Source organism: Kitasatospora sp. NRRL B-11411, assembly GCF_000721345.1.
Classification (GTDB): domain Bacteria; phylum Actinomycetota; class Actinomycetes; order Streptomycetales; family Streptomycetaceae; genus Kitasatospora; species Kitasatospora cineracea.
Window position 1 is genome coordinate 52,791 of sequence record NZ_JOGH01000019.1, and the last position, 18,700, is coordinate 71,490.

The window sequence follows — 18,700 nt, forward strand, 5'->3', positions numbered from 1 at the left end:
CTCAGTACGCGAAGGCGAGGGGCTGGTCGGCGTCCTCGTCGTCGGAGGGTCCGCGCAGGGTCGGGTCCTTGGCGGGCGGCTTCTCGGAGGTGTCGGGCCCGGCGGCGGCGTACTTGGCGAGCAGCCTGACCTCGATGACGGCGAGGATCGCGTAGAGCACGGTCAGCGTGGTCAGGCCGACCACCTGGGTGCCGACGGTGACGTTGGGGGAGACCGCGTCGCGGGTGCGCATCAGGCCGAACACCACCCAGGGCTGGCGGCCCATCTCGGTGAAGATCCAGCCGAAGCTGTTGGCGAGCAGCGGGAAGCCCATGGTGAGGATGCCGATCCGCCAGCTCCACCGGGTGAAGAAGACGTTCATCTCGCGGTTCCTGGTGAGCATCAGCTTCGGCGGCTCGTCCTCGGCGGTGCGGTGCTCGGGAGCGAGCCAGAACCTGCGGCGGGTGGTCCACAGGCCGATCAGCGCGGCGACGAAGGACGTCATGCCGAAGCCGATCATCAGCCGGAATCCCCAGTAGGTGACGAAGATGTTGGGGATGTAGTCGTCCGGCTGCCCGCCGTACTTGGCGGCCTCGGCGGCGGCGGTGTCGTTGATGCCTGGCACCGAGGACGAGAAGTCGTTGTGGGCGAGGAAGGACAGTATCCCGGGGATCTCCAGCTCGACCGAGTTGTGGCCCTTGGACACGTCGCCGACCGCGAAGACCGAGAACGGGGCGGGCGCCTGGGTGTCCCACAGGGCCTCGGCGGCGGCCATCTTCATCGGCTGCTGCTCGAACATCACCTTGCCGAGGGTGTCGCCGCTGATCGCCACCCCGAGGCCGGCGACCACGGCGATGGTCAGGCCGACCCGCAGCGAGGTGCGCATCGCGGCGGTCTTCCGGCCGTCGGTCTGCTTGCCGCGCTTGGCCCGCCACAGGTGGTAGCTGGCGATGCCGACCACGAAGGCGGCGCCGGTGAGGAAGGCGGCGGTGAGGGTGTGGAAGACCTGCACCACGGTGGTGTTCTGGGTCAGCACCCGGACGATGTCGGTGAGCTGGGCCTTGCCGGTGGCCGGGTCGATCTTGTAGCCGACCGGGTGCTGCATCCAGGAGTTGGCGGCCAGGATGAAGTAGGCGGAGAGGGCGGTGCCGATCGCCACCAGCCAGATGCAGGCCAGGTGGATCTTCTTCGGGAGCCGGTCCCAGCCGAAGATCCACAGGCCGATGAAGGTGGACTCGAAGAAGAAGGCGATCAGCGCCTCCATCGCCAGCGGGGCGCCGAACACGTCGCCGACGAAGCGGGAGTAGTCGGACCAGTTCATGCCGAACTGGAACTCCTGGACGATGCCGGTGACCACGCCCATGGCGATGTTGATCAGGAAGAGCTTCCCCCAGAACTTGGTGGCGTGGAAGTACTTCTCCTTGCCCGTGCGCACCCAGGCGGTCTGCAGTCCGGCCACGATCGAGGCCAGGCTGATGGTGAGGGGCACGAAGAGGAAGTGGTAGACGGTGGTGATGCCGAACTGCCATCGCGAGATGGTCTCGTGAGCGACTGCTAGGTCCACTGCGCCCTCTCTCACAGGTTTCGCACATAACGGACGGAACGCATATGTAGCACTCAGGTGCGCCATACCCACCCAAGCTTGTCCGCTTGTGAACGTGAACACGTTCACAAGGGAAGTATCCATGATACTTATCGGTGCGGATGCACGGGGGTGGGGTGTTCTCGGACACGCCGATGATCCGACGTCCGGCCGACCCCCCACAAGCGGCACCGGGGCAGCCCGGCTGTACCGAACGGCGCTTGACACCGCCCGCCCTGACCCGGCGTCAGACCGGTGCGGGCCTCAGCGCTGCAGCGGCAGCGAGAGCCGGAACACCGCGCCCTCGCCCGGCGCGGTGCGCAGCGACAGCTCCCCGTCGTGCGCCGAGACCAGGGCGCTGGCGATGGCCAGGCCCAGGCCCGACCCCCCGGCCTGGCCGGGCAGCCGGGTGCGCGCGGCGTCCGCCCGGTAGAAGCGCTCGAAGACCAGGGCGGCCTGCTCCTCCGTCAGCCCCGGCCCCTGGTCGGCGACCTCCAGCAGGCAGCCGCCGGACGCCCGGCCCACGCCGATCCGCACCGCGGTGCCGGACGGGGTGTGCTTGACCGCGTTGCCCACCAGGTTGGTCACCACCTGGCGCAGCCGGGCCTCGTCGCCCAGCACCGGCGCGGCCTGCGGGGAGCCCAGGCCGTTCGGGCCGGTCAGCGCGACCGGGCGGCCCGGGTCCAGCGCGGTCAGGTCGTGCAGGGCGTCGGCGGCCAGCGTGCGCAGGTCCATCGGGGCCAGGTTGAGCGGGCGCTCCTCGTCGAGCCGGGCCAGCATCAGCAGGTCCTCGACCAGCGCGCCCAGGCGCACCGCCTCCGACTCGATCCGGTCCATCGCCCGGTCCACGTCCTGCAGCGCGCCCATCCGGTGCAGCTCGGCGAAGCCCCGGATGCCCGCCAGCGGGGTGCGCAGCTCGTGCGAGGCGTCCGCGACGAAGCGGCGCATCCGCTGCTCGGAGGCGGCCCGGGCGGCGAACGCCGTCTCGATGTGGGTGAGCATCCCGTTCAGCGCGGCGGACAGCCGGCCCGCCTCGGTGCGCACCGGCAGCTCCGGCATCCGGTACGACAGGTCGCCGTCGGCGATCCGCTGGGCGCCCGCCTCCAGCTGGCGCAGCGGCCGCAGCCCGGCCCGCACCGCGAGCGCGCCGAGGCCCGCGATGCCGACCAGCACCGCGCCGCCGATGGTCAGGAAGGTGGTGCGCAGGTGCGAGATGGTGGACTCGACGTCCGCCAGCGGCACCGCGACCTGCACGTACCGGGGCACCGTGAGGTCGCCGCCCGCGGTGGCGCGCTGCAGCGGCAGCACCATCGAGCGCCACTCGCCGGCCTTCGGCCCCGAGGCGGTGAACGGGTCGTCCAGCCGCTCGGTCAGGCCCTTGCGGTCCAGCGCGGGCAGCTGCGGGGCCGGGTCGGAGTCGCTCAGCGGCTGCCGGATCACCGACAGCACCGAGCCGTCCTCGGCCAGGTAGCGCACCACGTACTCGCTGGGCAGGCTCTGCCCGGAGCGGCGGCCGACGTTCTGCGCGCTGAACACCGAGCTGGTGGTCTGCCGGGTCGGCGGGCGGCGGGAGAGCGGTTCGGCGAACCGGTCGAGCTGCTCGTCGGCCCGGTCCACCAGCTGGCCGCGGACGGTGCCCAGCACCAGGGTGTCGCTCACCACCAGCCCGGTGGTGACCAGCAGCAGCGCGAGCACCAGCAGGCGCACCCGCAGCGAGAAGCGGGCCATCTCAGCTGTTCGGCGGGCGGCGCAGCGCGTAGCCGATGCCGCGCACCGTGTGGATCAGCTTGGGGCCGTGCACGGGGCCGGAGTCGAGCTTGCGGCGCAGGTAGGAGATGTACGACTCGACGATGGAGAGGTCGCCGCCGAAGTCGTACGCCCACACGTGGTCGAGGATCTGCGCCTTGGAGACCACCCGGCCGACGTTGGCCATCAGGTAGTGCAGCAGCTTGAACTCGGTGGGGGAGAGCGAGACCGGGAGGCCGCCGCGGGTGACCTCGTGCGCGGTCGGGTCCAGGGTGAGGTCGGCCACCACCAGGCGGCCGTCGTCGGCCGGGCCGCCGGCCCGGCGCAGGATCGCCCGGATCCGGGCGATCAGCTCCTCCAGGCTGAACGGCTTGGTGACGTAGTCGTCGGCGCCGACCGCCAGGCCCTGCACCTTGTCGCCGGTCCCGTCCTTGGCGGTCAGGAACAGCACCGGGACGTGCTCGGGGCTCTGCGGCCACTGGGTCTGGTCGCGCAGCCGCTGCACCACGGTGAAGCCGTCCAGGTCGGGCAGCATGACGTCCAGCACGACCAGGTCGGGCCGCTCGGCGGCGACCGCGTCCAGCGCCTCCTGGCCGGTGGCGGCGGAGGCCACCCGGAAGCCGGAGAACCGCAGGCTGGCCGAGAGCAGCTCGCGGATGTTCGGTTCGTCGTCCACCACCAGCAGGAACGGCTCGCCGCCGACCTGGGTGGTCGCGGCCGGGTTCGACTGCACTGCGCCTGACACGATTGCTCCGCCTCCCGGCCGGACGAATGGGCCACCCCGGACACCACGGGGCCTGTCCGCGATGCCCGCCGGGCTGACCCGACCGGACACCGTCAGACAGACCCTAGCCCGACCAGACTACGCAAAGTGAATGAAGATTGGATTAGTCATCCGCTCGTACCCGAACCGGTACCGGCGCCGCCCCCGGTGCCGCCGCCGTTGCCGCCGCGGCCGCCGAAGCCGCCCGTGGCGTTGCCCTCGGTGAGCTGGGTGGCGTTGTAGGAGCCGTCCTCGGCCTTGCTGCCCAGCACGGTGACGCTCTGGCCGGGCTGCAGGTCGCCGACCTTGCCCTCCTTGGTGGTGGTGACCTTGGTGGAGTCGCCGGTGGTGATCTTGACGGTGGTGCCGTTGGCCTCGGTCAGGTAGACGGTGCTGCCGTCCACCGACTTCACGGTGCCGCGGGTGAAGCCGCCCGCCGCGCCGCCGGGGGCCTGGCCGTTGCCGGTGCCGCCGTTCTGGCCGCCGCCGAAGCCGCCGTAGCCGCCGCGCCCGGTGCCCCCGGTGCCGCCGGGGAACCGCCCGTTCGTGGCGCTCGCCCGGTTGCCGGTGCCGGTGCTGGTGCCGTTGTCCTTCTGGTACCAGACGCCGCCCGCGAACGAGAGCACCGCGACGACGCAGCCGGCCAGTACCAGGGTCGGCCAGGGGAGCTTGCGGCGCGGTGGCGCGGCCAGCTCGGCGGTGATGTCGCGGGCGTCCGGCGCGGTGGCCAGCAGCTCCTGGTCGTCAGACACGGGGGTCTCCTTCTACTCGTGCCGGAGGGCGTCGATCGGGCGCAGCGAGGCGGCCCGGTTGGCGGGGTAGCTGCCGAAGAACAGGCCGATGGCGACGGCGATGGCGAACGCGCCGAGCACCGACTCGGGGATGACCACCGGCTTGATGCCGACCACCGAGAAGTGCGAGCCGACGATGCCGGCCAGCACGCCGAGCCCGGCGCCGACCACCGACAGCAGGGTGGACTCGGCGAGGAACTGGCCGAGGATGACGGCGCGGGGCGCGCCGAGCGCCTTGCGGATGCCGATCTCCCTGGTCCGCTCGGTGACGGTGACCAGCATGATGTTGGTGATGCCGATGCCGCCGACCAGCAGCGAGATCGCGGCGACCGCGCCGAGCAGGACGGTGAAGGTCTTGGTGGTGGACTCGCGGGCGGTCAGCAGCGAGGTCTGGTTGCTGATCCGGAAGTCGACCTTGGTGGCGTCCTTGAGGGCGTGGGTGCCCATCAGGATCCGGGTGATGTCGGCCTGCGCCTCGGTGGTGGCCTCGGCGGAGGACGCCTGCACCAGGATCTGGTTGACCGAGCCGAAGCCGGTGAACGCGTTCTGCACGGTCGGCAGCGGGGCGATCACCACGTCGTCGGGGTCGTTGAAGCCGGTGGAGCCCTTGGTCTTCAGCACGCCGGTCACGGTGAACGGGGTGCCGCCGATGGTGATCCTCTTGCCGACCGGGTCCTCGGCGGCGAACAGCTCCTTGGCGGTGGTCGCGCCGAGCACCGCGACCTTGCGGGAGTTCAGCACGTCGTCGGCGGAGAAGTAGTCGCCCTTGTCGACCTTCAGGTTGGCGGTCTCGAAGTAGGCGGGGTAGGTGCCGACGATCTGCCCGGGCTGGTACGAGATGTTCCCGTACAGCGCGGTGCCGCTGGTGGTGACCACCGGGGCGACCGACTTGACGGCCGGGGCGTCGGTGGCCGAGGCGAGCGCCTTGGCGTCCTCGACGGTGAGTTTCTTGGCGGCGGTGGCCGAGCCGCGCGAGGCGGAGGAGGAGACGGTCAGCGAGTTGGTGCCGAGCGAGGTGATCGACTCCTTGACCGCCACCGAGGAGCCGTTGCCGACCGCGAGCAGCAGGATCACCGAGGCCACGCCGATCAGCACGCCGAGCATGGTCAGCGCGGAGCGGACCTTGTTGGCGGCCAGGCCGCCGACCGCGAAGCGGAGCATCTGCCAGGCGATCACGCGACCACCCCCGCGGCGGCGGCCAGGGCGGGCGGCGGCCCGTCGGCCGGGGCCTGCCGGACGTCGGAGACGATCGCGCCGTCGACCAGCCGGACGACCCGCTTGGCGTGCAGCGCGACCTCGTCCTCGTGGGTGATCACCACCACGGTGCGGCCGCGCGCGTTGAGTCCGTCGATGATGCCCAGCACCTCCTCGGTGGAGCGGCTGTCGAGGTTGCCGGTGGGCTCGTCGGCGAGCAGCATCGCGGGCGCGGTGACCAGCGCCCGGGCCACCGCGACGCGCTGCTGCTGGCCGCCGGAGAGCTGGTTGGGCTTGTGCCCGGCCCGGTCGGCCAGGCCGACCAGGCTGAGCGCGGCCAGCGCCCGGCGGCGCCGTTCGGCGGCCCGCACGCCCGCGTAGGCGAGCGGCAGTTCGACCTGGGCCAGCGCGGTGGTGCGGGGCACCAGGTTGAAGGACTGGAACACGAAGCCGATCTTGCGGTTGCGGACCAGCGCGAGCTGGCCCTCGTCCAGGTGGCCGACGTCGGTGCCGTCCAGCAGGTAGCGGCCGGAGCTGGGCACGTCCAGGCAGCCCAGGATGTTCATCAGGGTCGACTTGCCGGAGCCGGAGGAGCCCATCACCGCGACGTAGTCGCCCTCCGCGATGTCCAGGTCCACGCCGAGCGGCTCGCCGCCGTCGGTCACCGGCCCGCGCAGGGCGTGCACGACGGCGTCGCCGTGGCCGTACGACTTGGTGACCTTGCGGATCTGGATCACCGGGGGCTTGGCGGTGCGCATCAGCGGGTGCCTCCGCCGCCGCCGCTGCGGGAGCCGCCGGTCCCGCCGCCGAAGCCGCCCGTGCCGCCGCCGAAGCCGCCGGCGCCGCCGTTCAGGCCGGGGAACTGGCCGGACGGGAAGCCGTTGCCGGTGCCCGCGGTGGTGGAGGTCAGCTCGACCTTCTCGCCCTCGGTCAGGCCGTCGGTGACCTGCACGGTGCTGTCGCCCTCGATGCCGACGGCGACCTGCACCCGTTCGGTGGAGCCGTCGTCGTGCACCACGGTGGCGGTGCGGGTGCTGCCGGTGCCCTGGAGGGCCGCGGTGGGCACCGACAGGGCGTTCTCGGCGGAGCCGGTGGTCACCGAGATGGTGGCGCTCAGGCCGGTGCGCAGGGCGGAGGTGTCGCCGCCGATCTGCAGCGTCGCGCCGTACTGCACGGCGCCGTTGGTGGAGCTGGAGGGCAGCGAGGAGACCGACAGCACGGTGGCGTCCAACTTGGTGTCGGACTGCGCGTTCAGCGTGACGGTGGCCGCCTGGCCCTTCTTCAGCTTGAGCGAGTCCAGCTCGGAGAAGTTCGCGGTGACCTCCATCCCGGCCGGGTTGGTCAGCACGATGAAGCCGGTCGGGGTGCTGCTCGAACTGCCGCTGCTGGTACCGGACTTGGTGCCGGACGAGCCGGAGGAGCTGCCGCCGGAGGAGGACGAGCCGGCGGAGCCGGTGCCGGAGACGCTCTCGCCGACCTTGCCGGTGATCGAGGCGACGGTGCCGTCGGTGGTGGCGGTGAGCGTGGTGCCGGCCAGCGCGTCCTTGGCGTTGGCCAGCGTCGCCTCGGCGTTGTCGACCTGCTGCTGGGCGGAGGCCACCTGCGCCTGGTCGACCTTGACGGTGGTCGTGGTGGTCGGCTGCGGGGTGCTCTGGGCGCCCGCGCCGCTGCCGCTGCCGCCGCTGCCGCCGCTGCGGCCGGAGTTCGAGGAGCCGGAGCCGGCCGTGCCGGGCACCGTGGTGGTGACCGTCTCGCCCGCCTCGGCCTTGGTCAGGTTGGCCTCGGCCGTGTTCAGCGCGGACTGCGCCTGGTCGACCTGCTGCTGGGCGGCGGCGGTGTCGACGGTGGCCAGCACCTGGCCCTTCTTCACCGCGTCGCCGACCGCGACCTTCACCGCGGTGAGCCGGCCGCCGGTGGTGAAGTCCTGCGCGGCGTCGGACGGCGAGAACAGCGTGCCCGATCCGGACACGGTGGCCTGGACCGTCCCCTTGGCGACCGTGGCGGTCCTGACCTTGGAACCGGTGGCGGCCTTGCTGGTGCCGCTGTCCAGGGTGGTGTACGCCAGCGCGGCCCCGCCGAGCAGGGCCACGCCGAGCGCGGAGTTGACGAGGACGGCCCCACGCCGTCGCGGAAGCACCTTCATGGCGCAGAAGCATCGCCGGGCGCTCTTGCTCCGCTCTGTGCGGATCCTGAACGCCCGCTGGGACCAGCGATCCGGACAAATCCCCGCGCACCGACCGCCCCCGGACCGACCCCCTACCGGCCGACCACCAGCCCTTGACCCTGCTCCCAGAAACCTCCCAGCAAAGTCCCGTCACGGCTTCACGCGGGCCCCGGCGTCAGTCGGCGAGCCGCCCCGCGAAGTGGTCCAGGTAGGCCTGCATGTCGAAGTGCCCGTGCCCGGACAGCGCGAACACGATCGCCTGCGACTGACCGGACTCCCGGCAGGCCAGCGCCTCGTCCACGGCCGCCCGCACCGCGTGGGTGGACTCCGGCGCCGGCACGATGCCCTCGGCCCGGGCGAACGCCACGCCCGCCTCGAAGCAGGCGCTCTGCGGCACCGCGACGGCCTCGACCAGCCCGAGCTCCTTGAGGTGGCTGACGATCGGCGACATGCCGTGGTAGCGCAGGCCCCCGGCGTGGATCGCGGGCGGGGTGAAGCCGTGCCCGAGGGTGTGCATCTTCATCAGCGGGGTGGTGCCCGCGCTGTCGCCGAAGTCGTAGTCGTAGCGGCCCGCGGTCAGCGAGGGGCAGGACGCGGGCTCCACCGCGAGCGCCCGCACCGCCCGGCGGCCCGCCAACTGCTCGCCCAGGAACGGGAAGGCCAGCCCGCCGAAGTTGGAGCCGCCGCCGGCCGCGCCGATCACCACGTCCGGGTAGTCGCCGATCCGGGCGAACTGGGCCAGCGCCTCCTGCCCGATCACCGTCTGGTGCAGCAGCACGTGGTTCAGCACCGAGCCGAGCGCGTACTTGGCCCGGCCGCCGGCGGCCGCCACCGACTCGACCGCCTCGGAGATCGCCAGCCCGAGGCTGCCGGGGGACGCCGGGTCGGCGGCCAGCGCGGCCCGCCCGGCGGCGGTCAGCTCCGAGGGCGAGGCGTGCACCGCGGCGCCGTAGGTCTCCATCAGGGCCCGCCGGTAGGGCTTCTGGTCGTAGGAGACCCGGACCATGAAGACCTCGCAGTCCAGCTCCAGGAAGGAGCAGGCCAGGCCGAGCGCGCTGCCCCACTGCCCGGCGCCGGTCTCGGTGACCAGCCGGGTCACCCCGGCCCGCTTGTTGTAGTACGCCTGCGCCAGCGCGGTGTTGAGCTTGTGCGAGCCGGTCGGGTTGCCGCCCTCGTACTTGTAGTAGATCCGGGCGGGGGTGCGCAGCGCCCGCTCCAGGCGCTCGGCGCGCACCAGCGGGGCCGGGCGGAAGCGGCGGTACAGGTCGAGGACCGGGCCGGGGATGTCGACCTCGCGCGGGCCGCCGAGCTCCTGGGCGGCGAGTTCGGCGGGGAACAGCGGGGCCAGGTCGTCGGCGGTGACCGGCTCCTTCGTGCCGGGGTGCAGCATCGGCGGGACCGGCTCGGGCAGGTCCGGCAGGATGTTGTACCAGGCGGTGGGGGTCGGGTCGGCGTGCTGCGGGCTCATCCGGGCTCTCCCTGCGGTGCGTCGTGCGCTTGCCGCAGGGAGTCCTTCCACCCGGACGGGGCGGGCAACCGCGCTGCCCACCCCGGCACCTGACGGCGGGTCAGAGCTCCTTGCGGAACGCCTCGGCCGCCGCCAGGAACAGGTCGTTGCCCTTGACCTCGCCGATCGAGACCCGGACGCCCTCGCCGGCGAACGGGCGGACCACCACGCCGGCCTCGGCGCAGGCGGCGGCGAAGTCCAGGGTGCGCTCGCCCAGGCGCAGCCAGACGAAGTTGGCCTCGGAGTCGACGACCGTCCAGCCCTGGGCGCGCAGGGCGGCGGTGACCCGGGTGCGTTCGGCGACCAGGGCCTCGACCCGCTCCAGCAGGGCCGTCTCGGCGCGCAGCGAGGCGACCGCGGCGTCCTGGGCGAGCTGGCTGACGCCGAACGGGACGGCGGTCTTGCGCAGCGCGTCGGCGACCGGCTCGTGGGCGATCGCGAAGCCGACCCGCAGGCCGGCCAGGCCGTACGCCTTGGAGAAGGTGCGCAGCACGCAGACGTTGGGGCGGTCGCGGTAGAGCTCGATGCCGTCGGGGACGTCGGCGTCGCGGATGAACTCGCGGTAGGCCTCGTCCAGCACGACCAGGACGTGCGCGGGGACGGCGTCCAGGAAGCGGACCAGTTCCTCGCGGTGGAGGGCCGCGCCGGTCGGGTTGTTGGGGTTGCAGACGAAGATCAGCCGGGTGCGGTCGGTGATCGCGGCGAGCATCGCGTCGAGGTCGTGGGCCTCGTCGGCGGTCAGCGGGACGGGCACGGGGGTGGCGCCGGCGACCTGGGTGATGATCGGGTACGCCTCGAAGGAGCGCCAGGCGAAGATCACCTCCTCGCCGGGGCCGGCCGCGGAGAGCACCAGGGACTGGGCGACGCCGACCGAGCCGGTGCCGGTGGCGACGTGCTCGGCGGGGACGCCGAAGCGGGCGGCGAGTTCGGCGGTCAGGCCGCTGACCGCCATGTCGGGGTAGCGGTTGAAGGCGCCCGCGGCGGCGATCGCGGCTTCCAGCACGCCGGGCAGCGGCGGGTAGGGGTTCTCGTTGGAGGAGAGCTTGAAGGCGTCGGCTCCGGCGGGCTTGCCCGGCTTGTAGCTGGGGATGCCGTCCAGGCTGGGCCGCAGGCGGGGGCCGTGTTCGCGCTGAACCACGGGGTTCTCCGTTTCTCGTTACTCGGCGGTGGCGCCGTTCCGCCCCCGGTCGGGTGCCGTGAACGATACCGACCGCCCTCACCCGTGCGGGTGAGATGCTCGTCCGGGTTACGGGTGCAGTTCGGCCATTCTGCCGGGTTCCTTTGGCACATGTCAGAGGTATCGGGGCCGGAAAACCGCGGGGTTCGAAGGGGGGCCGCCGGAGCCGTTCATGGAGAAACGTATCTCCGACGTCCTGTAGCGAACCGGTCACGGACCGCCGCCGTGCGCCATACGATCGGTCCGCCATGACAGCAGCAGCCAACCAGAACGGTCGACGGGCCACCGCGTCCCGGCGCCTGGAGCGGGCCGGCATCCGGGACGTCGCGGCGGCCGCCGGCGTGTCCATCACCACCGTCTCGGACGCCCTGAACGGCAAGGGCCGACTCCCCGACGAGACCCGCAGCCGGGTCCGCGAGGTCGCCGAGCGCCTCGGCTACCGGCCGTCCGCGGCCGCCCGCACCCTGCGCACCGGGCGGTCCGGCCTGATCGGACTGACCGTCACCACGTACGGCGAAGAGCCGTTCACCTTCACCGAGTTCGCCTACTTCGCCGAGATGGCCCGGGCCGCCACCAGTGCCGCGCTGGGCCGCGGCTACGCCCTGGTGGTCCTGCCCGCCTCCTCCCGGCACGACGTGTGGAGCAACATCGCGCTCGACGGCACGGTGGTGATCGACCCGCCCGACCAGGACCCGCTGGTCACCGAACTGTACCGGTCCGGGGTGCCGGTGGTCTCCGACGGGAAACCGGGCAACTGCCCGGTCACCGCCTGGGTCGACAACGACCACGAGGCCGCCGTGCTGGGCATCCTGGAGCACCTGAGCGAGGCCGGCGCCCGCCGGATCGGCCTGCTCACCGGCACCTCCACCGACACCTACACCCGGCTCTCCACCGAGGCGTACCTGGCCTGGTGCGACCGGGTCGGCCAGGAGCCGGTCTACGAGGCGTACCCGGCGCACGACCCGGCCGCCGGGGCGGTGGCCGCCGACCGGCTGCTGGCCCGCCCGGACCGCCCGGACGCGGTCTACGGCCTGTTCGACCCGAACGGCACCGACCTGCTGGCCGCCGCCCGCCGGTACGGGCTGCGGGTGCCGGACGACCTGCTGCTGGTGTGCTGCAGCGAGTCCGACGTGTACGCCAACACCGAACCCCCCATCACCACGCTGTCCCTGAAGCCCCGTCGGATCGGCACCACCGTGGTCAACCTGCTGATCGACGCGATCGAGGGGGTCGACGCCGGCACCGGCACCGCCCCCGGCCGGCTCTTCCCGCCGCGCTACCGCACGGCCGGCACCGGCCCGCCGCCCGGCACCCTGATGCCCACCGAGCTGATCGTCCGGGCCTCCTCGCAGCGCCGCAGCCCGCGCACCACCGTCAGCCCGCCCCGGCCGCCCGGCGAGGTGTAGCCGCACCGCCCGGCCGGCCCGTCGCCGACCCGCCCCGCCCGCCACTGGTCGAGACCACCGCGAAACGGTGCAGACCGGGCGGTGCGGCGGCCCGCGCGGGGCGGGCCGGGCGGTGCGGCGGAAATCGGATACCGACCAGGTGAGGACGACGGGAGACTGCGCTTCCTATGATGGGCGAATGACACCCGAGGACCTCTTCCGCGAACCCGAGCACCCGCACTCGGGCCCCCGCCCCCGCCAGGACCTCGACGTGCTCCCGCAAGGCTCCTACTTCGAACCGGCCGCACCCGTCGGCTACCCGTACGAGGAGACCCACAGCACCTTCGGCGGCGCCCGCTACCTGGAGCAGCACTGGGCCCCCGCAGGCCAGTTCGGCACCGAGGCGGCCCCCGCCCCCGGGCACTACGCGCCCACCGGGCAGGCCCCGCACGAGGACCCGCCGACCATCGAGCTCGGCCCGCCGATCGAGACCCAGCCGGTCGAGGTGCACTTCCCGTACCCGCAGCCCGAGCCCGGCGAGGGCCCCGGCCCGCTGTTCGTCATCGGCGACGTGCACGGCTACCTCGACGAACTGCTCGCCGCCCTCCACCAGCAGGGCCTGATCGACACCGACGGCCACTGGTCGGCCGGCCGCTCCCGGGTCTGGTTCCTCGGCGACTTCACCGACCGCGGCCCCGACGGCATCGGCGTGATCGACCTGGTCATGCAGCTCGCCGCCGAGGCCGCCGCGGCCGGCGGCTACTGCCGCGCCCTGATGGGCAACCACGAACTGCTCTTCCTCGGCGCCTCCCGCTACGGCGACGAGGCCGTCCAGTCCACCGCCGGCACCGCCTCCTTCCTCGCCGCCTGGCGGCTCAACGGCGGCCAGCAGCACGACCTGGAGCGCCTGCAGCCGCACCACATCAGCTGGCTGTCCCGGCTGCCCGCGATGGCCCTGGAGGACGGCCACCTGCTGCTGCACTCCGACACCACCGCGTACCTCGAGTACGGCGAGACCATCGCCGACGTCAACGACGCCGTGCACGCCCTGCTCGCCGACGAGGGCATCGACGAGTGGTGGGACGCCTTCCGCAAGTTCACCAAGCGCTTCGCCTTCCGCGGCCAGGCCGGCACCATGGCCGCCCAGGAACTGCTCGCCGTGTACGGCGGCTACCGGGTCGTCCACGGCCACAGCCCGATCCCGTACCTCACCGGCGACCAGCCCGAGGACGGCTCCCCCCCGCACGTCCCCGGCCCGTACATCTACGCCGACGAGCTGGCCATCGCCATGGACGGCGGCGTGACCATGGACGGCCGCCTGCTGGTCGCCCGGCTGCCACTGAACTGACCCCCGCCGGAACACCCCCGCACTGAACGACTGAACGGCAACTGCACCGCAGCGCAAGGGAACTGAGCGTCCGGAAGTTCCGGAAAGAGACTGTCGGCCCGCTCCCGGCCGCCCCTACCATCGAGGCCACAGACCCTCCGTCGACCTCGCGGAACGGGGCACCCATGAGCAACCCCCCGCGCCTGCTCGCCGAGGACCGCGCCGACTTCGCGCGCCTGCTCGACGAAGCACTGCGCGACACCGGCGTCCGACAGGCCCTCGCCGAACCCGGCGCCCACCTCACCGCCGAACAGCTCCACACCAAGGCGCTCGCCGACGCCGACACCGTGGCCGCACCGGCCGCCCCCGAGTACGCGCACTACCTGGCGCTGCGCACCGCGCTCGCCGAGCACCCGGGCAGCACCCCGCCCGCCGGGGCCGGGCTGTTCCCCGTCCTCACCGTGCTCACCCCCGTCCTGGCCGGCGCCGCCGGACTCGTCCTGCTGCTGCTCGGCTGGCTGCTGCGGGCCGCCGCGCCCGACCTCGCGCTCGGCCGCTCCACCGTCACCGCCGGCGTGCTGGCGCTGGCCGTCGCCGCCGGCGCCCTGCTGGTCGGCGGCGCCGGACTCGTCCTCACCGCGCTGCGCGACGCCGCCACCACCCCCGGCCACGCCGACCCGCAGCAGCACGCCGACCTCGCCGAGGCCCGCGCCGCCTGGCGCACCGCGCTGCGCGAACGCGCCCTGCTGCCCTGGCTGCACGCCAACCTGGCCGCCGCCCCCGCGATCGCCCCGCTGCCGGCCGCCCGCACCGCCCCGCCCGACCTGCACAGCCCCGGCTACAGCCGCGCCGCGTACTCCTCCCCCGGCTTCAGCAGCCCCGGCGCCGAGGGCCTGACCGACAGCCAGGGCCACCCCCGCCCGGCCGAGTTCACCGGCCCCGGCTACTCCTCCCCCGACTTCACCAGCCCCGGCCCCGAGGGCCTCACCGACGACCGCGGCCGCCCCCGCCCCGAGGGCCCGGGCTTCACCGGCCCCAACGAGGTCTGACCCCCGGGGCCGACACACGTTCCGCCCCGGAGGCGGCGACGGCCGCCAGGGCGGAGCGGGCCGGCGCCGGAGCGGCCGGCCGCGGGCCCCGCCAGGGGGGCTCACGCCGGGCGGACCTCCCGCACCCGCGCCCGGTCCGGCACCGCCGCGCCGCAGCCGACCGCACAGCGTCCACCCGTTACTGCCAGGCCAGTTGACGTACCGCCGAGGCCCGCCGGCAGCAGGACGGCCCGGGCCGCTCAGCGGCGCGGCCGCAGGGCCAGCGCCACCGGCACGCCCAGCGCGCACAGCACCGCGCAGCCCGTCCAGACCAGGGTGTACGCGGTGGCGGAGGGGACGTCGGGCCGCAGCAGCAGGTGGTCCAGGACGGCGGCCGCGACCACGCCCGCCGCCGCGCCCGCCAGCGACTTCAGGGTGTTGTAGACGCCCGTCCCGATGCCGGTCTGGTCGGCGGGCAGCCGCCGCATCAGCAGGGCCGGCAGCAGGCTCAGCCCCAGCCCGGCCCCGTACCCGGCCAGCGCGCCGCCCAGGGCGAACTGCCAGGCCGCCTCGTGCCCGAGCGCGATCGTCCCGTAGCCCGCCGCGCACAGCGCGAACCCGGCCCCGAGCACCGCCGGGACGTCGTGGCGCCGGGTCAGCCGGTGCGCCGTCACCGCGCCCAGCGTCGCCGCCGCGGTCTGCGGCAGCACCAGCAGCCCCAGCACCAGCGGCACCGCGCCCAGCCCGTAGCCGGTCTCCGCGGGCTTCGCCGCCTCGAACGCCAGCGTCGGCCCCTGCGCCCCGTACAGCGCGCAGCCCAGCAGGAAGCTCAGCCCGAACACCGGCGCGGTGGCCCGGCGGGCCAGCAGCCGGACGTCCACCATCGGCTCGGCCGCCCGCAGTTCCTGCCGGACGAACAGCGCCAGCAGCAGCGCCCCCGCCGCCAGCAGCGGCAGCGTCACCGCGCCCGGCAGCACCCCGCTCGCGCCCAGGCCGGACAGCAGCAGGGTCAGGCCCAGCGAGAGCAGGACCGCGCCCGCCCAGTCGGTCCGACCCGCCGCCCGGGTCTCCGACTCCGGGACCAGCCACCACACCACCGGCAGCGCCAGCACCGGCAGGACGGCCAGCGCCCACAGCAGCGGGCGGGTGGCCGCCGGGTCCGCGCCCAGGCCGCCGACCGCGAGCGCGCCCAGCGTGGAGCCCACCGTCAGCGCGCCGACCAGCAGCCCGACCGCCCGGCCGCCGCGCTCCTCGCCGAGGCGGTCGCGCAGCACGGCGAACTCCAGCGGCAGCCAGCACGCCAGGAACCCGGACAGCGCCCGCCCGGCCAGCAGCACCGGCAGGTCCGGGGCCAGCGCGGTGACCGCGAAGCCCAGCAGGGTCAGCAGCACGGTGGCCCGCAGCAGCCGGCGGTGCCCGTACAGGTCGCCCAGCCGGGAGGTCAGCGGCACCGCGACGCCCGACACCAGGAACTCGACGCCCAGCGCCAGGCTCAGGTCGGAGGCCCGCAGGTCCAGGTGCTCGCCGAGCCGGGGCAGCAGGATCGGGAACCCGCCCTGCAGCACCCCGCTGGCGAACTCCACCAGCGCCAGCAGCGGGACGGCGGACAGCGCGGGACGGGTGGGCGAGGGGACGGCGGCGACGGTCATCGGCGGTTCCGTGGGGGTGCGGAGGGCGGTGGGGGTGGCGGCAAGGATGGCTAACCTGGAGGCCACCGCACCGCCCACGCACGAATCCGTTCCTGCGGCCCACCCCGCGCAAGGATCAGCCATGATCGACGAACTCGACCTGGCGCTCGTCGACGCCCTCCGGGTCGACCCGCGCGCCCCCTGGTCCCGGCTGGCCGCCCCGCTGGGCGTCGACCCGGCCACCCTGTCCCGCCGCTGGGCCCGGCTCACCGCGAACGGCGACGCCTGGGTCACCTGCTACCCCTCCGCCGACCGGATCGGCCGCGGCCTCACCGCGCTGGTCCAGGTCGACTGCCCCGCCGACCGGGTCACCGGCGTCGCCGCGGCCTTGGCCCGGCACCCGCAGGCCGCCAGCATCGAACTCGTCACCGGCGACGCCGACCTGCTGCTCACCGTCGCCGCCTACGACCACGCCGCCCTCACCGCCTACCTGCTGGACCGGCTCGGCACCGTCCCCGGCGTGCTGCGCACCCGCACCACGCTGGTCGAACGCACCGTGGCCGAGGGCAGCCGGTTCAGCAACGGGGCGCTGGACGCCGAGCAGCGCCGCGCGATCGCCGCGCCCCCGCCCGGCACGGCCCGCCCGGTCGCCGACCGCCGGGTCGAGGAGGACCTCGCGCTGATCCGGGCGCTCGGCGCGGACGGCCGGATGCCCTACGCCGCACTCGCCGCCCGCACCGGCCTGCCCGCCACCACCGTCCGCCGCCGCCTCGCCGAACTGCGCGACTCCGGCCGGGCGGTGCTGCGCTGCGACGCCTCCCCCCGGGTCACCGGGCACCCGGTCGGCGCGATGCTCTGGCTCGACGTCCCGCCCGCCGCGCTGCCCGACACCGCCCGCCGCCTCACCGCCCTCCCGCAGACCCGGATGTGCGCGGTCACCGTCGGCCCGGCGAACCTCGCCCTCTACCTGGTCGCCCCGCAACTGCCCGACCTGCGCCGGATCGAGCAGGACCTCGCCCAGCACCACCCGGCGATCCGGGTGCACGACCGCCACGTCACGCTGCGCACCCTCAAACTGGTCGGCCACCTGCTCACCCCGGACGGCCGCCGGACGGACTACGTCCCGATCGAGCCCTGACCGCGCCCCGCCCGGGGCCTCGGCCCAGCCGGCCGAGCGCCTCAGCCCAGCCTGCCGAGGGCCAGCGCCGCCAGCAGGGCCGCCGCGTCGCCGAGGACGCCGTCGTCGAAGCGGGCCCCGGCGGAGTGGTTGTACGGGGCGGTGAACGGGTCGGTGTCCGGCGGGCAGGCGCCGACCATGACGTACGCGGCGGGGACGTGCTCGGCCAGCACGCCGAAGTCCTCGGAGCCGGCCAGCGGGCGCGGCATCTCGATGTAGCGGTCCTCGCCCAGCAGTTGACGGACCGTCCGCTCCGCGTGGGCGGCCTCGGCGGGGTCGTTGACCGTCACCGGGTAGCCGTGCTCGACCACCGCGTCGACCCGGCAGCCGTGCGCCTCGCCGACGCCGCGGACCACCCGGACCGCCTCGGAGAGCACCCGTTCCCGGGCGGCGGGGGAGAAGGAGCGGACGGTCGCCTCGAAGACCGCCTCGTCGGGGATGACGTTCGCCGCGGTGCCCGCGTGGAAGGTGCCGACGGTCAGCACCACCGGGTCGAAGGCGTCGAAGCGGCGGGTGACCATGGTCTGCAGGGCGAGGACGGCCTCGCAGGCGGCGGGCACCGGATCGGTGGCCAGGTGCGGGCTGGAGCCGTGGCCGCCGCGGCCGCGGACCACCACCCGCAGGGTGTCGGAGGCCGCCATGATCGGCCCGGGCCGCCCGGCCACGTAGCCGGCCGGCAGCAGCGCGGCGCCGACGTGCAGGGCGTACGCGGCGGAGACCCGTTCGCCGGCCGCGTCCAGGACGCCGTCCTCGACCATCAGGGCCGCGCCGCCGCCGCCCTCCTCGCCGGGCTGGAACATGAACACCACGCTGCCCGCCAACTGCTCGCGGCGGGCGGCGAGCAGCCGGGCCGCGCCGACCAGCGCGGCGGTGTGCAGGTCGTGGCCGCAGGCGTGCATCGTGCCGGGGTTCTCGGAGGCGTACGGCAGGCCGGTGTCCTCCTGCACGGGCAGGCCGTCGAGGTCGGCGCGGAGCAGCACGGCCGGGCCGGGGAGGGCGCCGCGCAGCACGGCGGTGACCGAGGAGAGCCGCTCGCCGAGGGTGACCTCCAGCGGGAGGCCGTCCAGGGCGGCGAGGATCCGGGCCCGGGTGCGGGGGAGGTGGAGCCCGAGCTCGGGGTCGCGGTGCAGGGCGCGCCGCAGTTCGACGAGTCCGGGCTGCAGCGCGGCGGCGGCGCGGCGGAGTTCGTCGAGCGGGGGGTGAACGTCGGCCGACATGGGTGCGCCTCCTGGGTGGACGGGGAGCGGACGGT

The 18,700-nt window shown here is 74.2% G+C and carries 15 protein-coding genes; 4 read left to right on the top strand and 11 right to left on the bottom strand.

Annotated elements, in window-relative coordinates:
- Position 1: 1 nt before the first annotated feature.
- The 9 genes from IH44_RS0112395 to hisC all read right to left on the bottom strand — a co-directional run bounded on the left by IH44_RS0112395 (position 2) and on the right by hisC (position 10,864).
- A complete protein-coding gene (locus tag IH44_RS0112395) occupies positions 2-1,543 on the bottom strand; it encodes a cytochrome ubiquinol oxidase subunit I (RefSeq protein WP_030459545.1) in 1,542 nt (513 codons plus the stop codon).
- Between the two features lie 282 nt (positions 1,544-1,825).
- The gene (locus tag IH44_RS0112400) at positions 1,826-3,289 is read right to left on the bottom strand and encodes a cell wall metabolism sensor histidine kinase WalK (protein WP_030459546.1); all 1,464 of its coding nucleotides are present in this window, start codon (positions 3,287-3,289) and stop codon (positions 1,826-1,828) included.
- A 1-nt stretch (position 3,290) separates the two neighbouring features.
- Positions 3,291-4,052 carry a response regulator transcription factor gene (locus tag IH44_RS0112405; protein ID WP_304414207.1) on the bottom strand — a complete coding sequence of 254 codons (762 nt, stop codon included), beginning with the start codon at positions 4,050-4,052 and terminating at the stop codon, positions 3,291-3,293.
- A 146-nt stretch (positions 4,053-4,198) separates the two neighbouring features.
- Positions 4,199-4,822 (bottom strand): DUF5666 domain-containing protein, encoded by a 624-nt coding sequence (locus IH44_RS0112410; protein WP_051816816.1) that lies wholly within the window; start codon positions 4,820-4,822, stop codon positions 4,199-4,201.
- 12 nt (positions 4,823-4,834) lie between these two features.
- Positions 4,835-6,037, bottom strand: a complete 1,203-nt coding sequence (locus IH44_RS0112415; RefSeq protein WP_107066519.1) for an ABC transporter permease — start codon at positions 6,035-6,037, stop codon at positions 4,835-4,837.
- Complete coding sequence (locus IH44_RS0112420) at positions 6,034-6,813, bottom strand: ABC transporter ATP-binding protein (protein ID WP_030459550.1); 780 nt, start codon at positions 6,811-6,813, stop codon at positions 6,034-6,036. The genes IH44_RS0112415 and IH44_RS0112420 overlap by 4 nt, the downstream gene beginning before the upstream one ends.
- Positions 6,813-8,198, bottom strand: coding sequence for an efflux RND transporter periplasmic adaptor subunit (locus tag IH44_RS49085; RefSeq protein ID WP_035954833.1), 1,386 nt, complete (start codon positions 8,196-8,198; stop codon positions 6,813-6,815). The genes IH44_RS0112420 and IH44_RS49085 overlap by 1 nt, the downstream gene beginning before the upstream one ends.
- 196 nt (positions 8,199-8,394) lie before the next feature.
- Positions 8,395-9,687: a TrpB-like pyridoxal phosphate-dependent enzyme gene (locus IH44_RS0112430; protein ID WP_030459552.1), complete on the bottom strand. Its 1,293-nt coding sequence runs from the start codon at positions 9,685-9,687 to the stop codon at positions 8,395-8,397.
- Positions 9,688-9,787: 100 nt separating this feature from the next.
- The gene (gene hisC, locus IH44_RS0112435) at positions 9,788-10,864 is read right to left on the bottom strand and encodes a histidinol-phosphate transaminase (RefSeq protein ID WP_030459553.1); all 1,077 of its coding nucleotides are present in this window, start codon (positions 10,862-10,864) and stop codon (positions 9,788-9,790) included.
- A gap of 287 nt (positions 10,865-11,151) precedes the next feature.
- Here hisC and IH44_RS0112440 point away from each other — a divergent pair, with 287 nt between their 5' ends.
- The 3 genes from IH44_RS0112440 (at position 11,152) to IH44_RS49370 (ending at position 14,664) form a co-directional block, all read left to right on the top strand.
- Positions 11,152-12,309, top strand: coding sequence for a LacI family DNA-binding transcriptional regulator (locus tag IH44_RS0112440; RefSeq protein ID WP_030459554.1), 1,158 nt, complete (start codon positions 11,152-11,154; stop codon positions 12,307-12,309).
- A 178-nt stretch (positions 12,310-12,487) separates the two neighbouring features.
- The gene (locus IH44_RS0112445; RefSeq protein ID WP_081966858.1) at positions 12,488-13,636 is read left to right on the top strand and encodes a metallophosphoesterase; all 1,149 of its coding nucleotides are present in this window, start codon (positions 12,488-12,490) and stop codon (positions 13,634-13,636) included.
- Between the two features lie 164 nt (positions 13,637-13,800).
- Complete coding sequence (locus IH44_RS49370; RefSeq protein ID WP_051816817.1) at positions 13,801-14,664, top strand: hypothetical protein; 864 nt, start codon at positions 13,801-13,803, stop codon at positions 14,662-14,664.
- 239 nt (positions 14,665-14,903) lie between these two features.
- Here IH44_RS49370 and IH44_RS0112455 read toward each other — a convergent pair whose 3' ends face one another.
- Complete coding sequence (locus tag IH44_RS0112455; protein WP_051816818.1) at positions 14,904-16,292, bottom strand: MFS transporter; 1,389 nt, start codon at positions 16,290-16,292, stop codon at positions 14,904-14,906.
- 121 nt (positions 16,293-16,413) lie between these two features.
- On the opposite strand from IH44_RS0112455, the gene IH44_RS0112460 reads away from it, so the two are divergent.
- Positions 16,414-17,409, top strand: coding sequence for an Lrp/AsnC family transcriptional regulator (locus tag IH44_RS0112460; RefSeq protein ID WP_030459558.1), 996 nt, complete (start codon positions 16,414-16,416; stop codon positions 17,407-17,409).
- A gap of 41 nt (positions 17,410-17,450) precedes the next feature.
- Here IH44_RS0112460 and IH44_RS0112465 read toward each other — a convergent pair whose 3' ends face one another.
- Entirely contained in the window at positions 17,451-18,665 is a 1,215-nt protein-coding gene (locus IH44_RS0112465; RefSeq protein ID WP_030459559.1) for a M20 family metallopeptidase, read from the bottom strand.
- Positions 18,666-18,700: the final 35 nt, after the last annotated feature.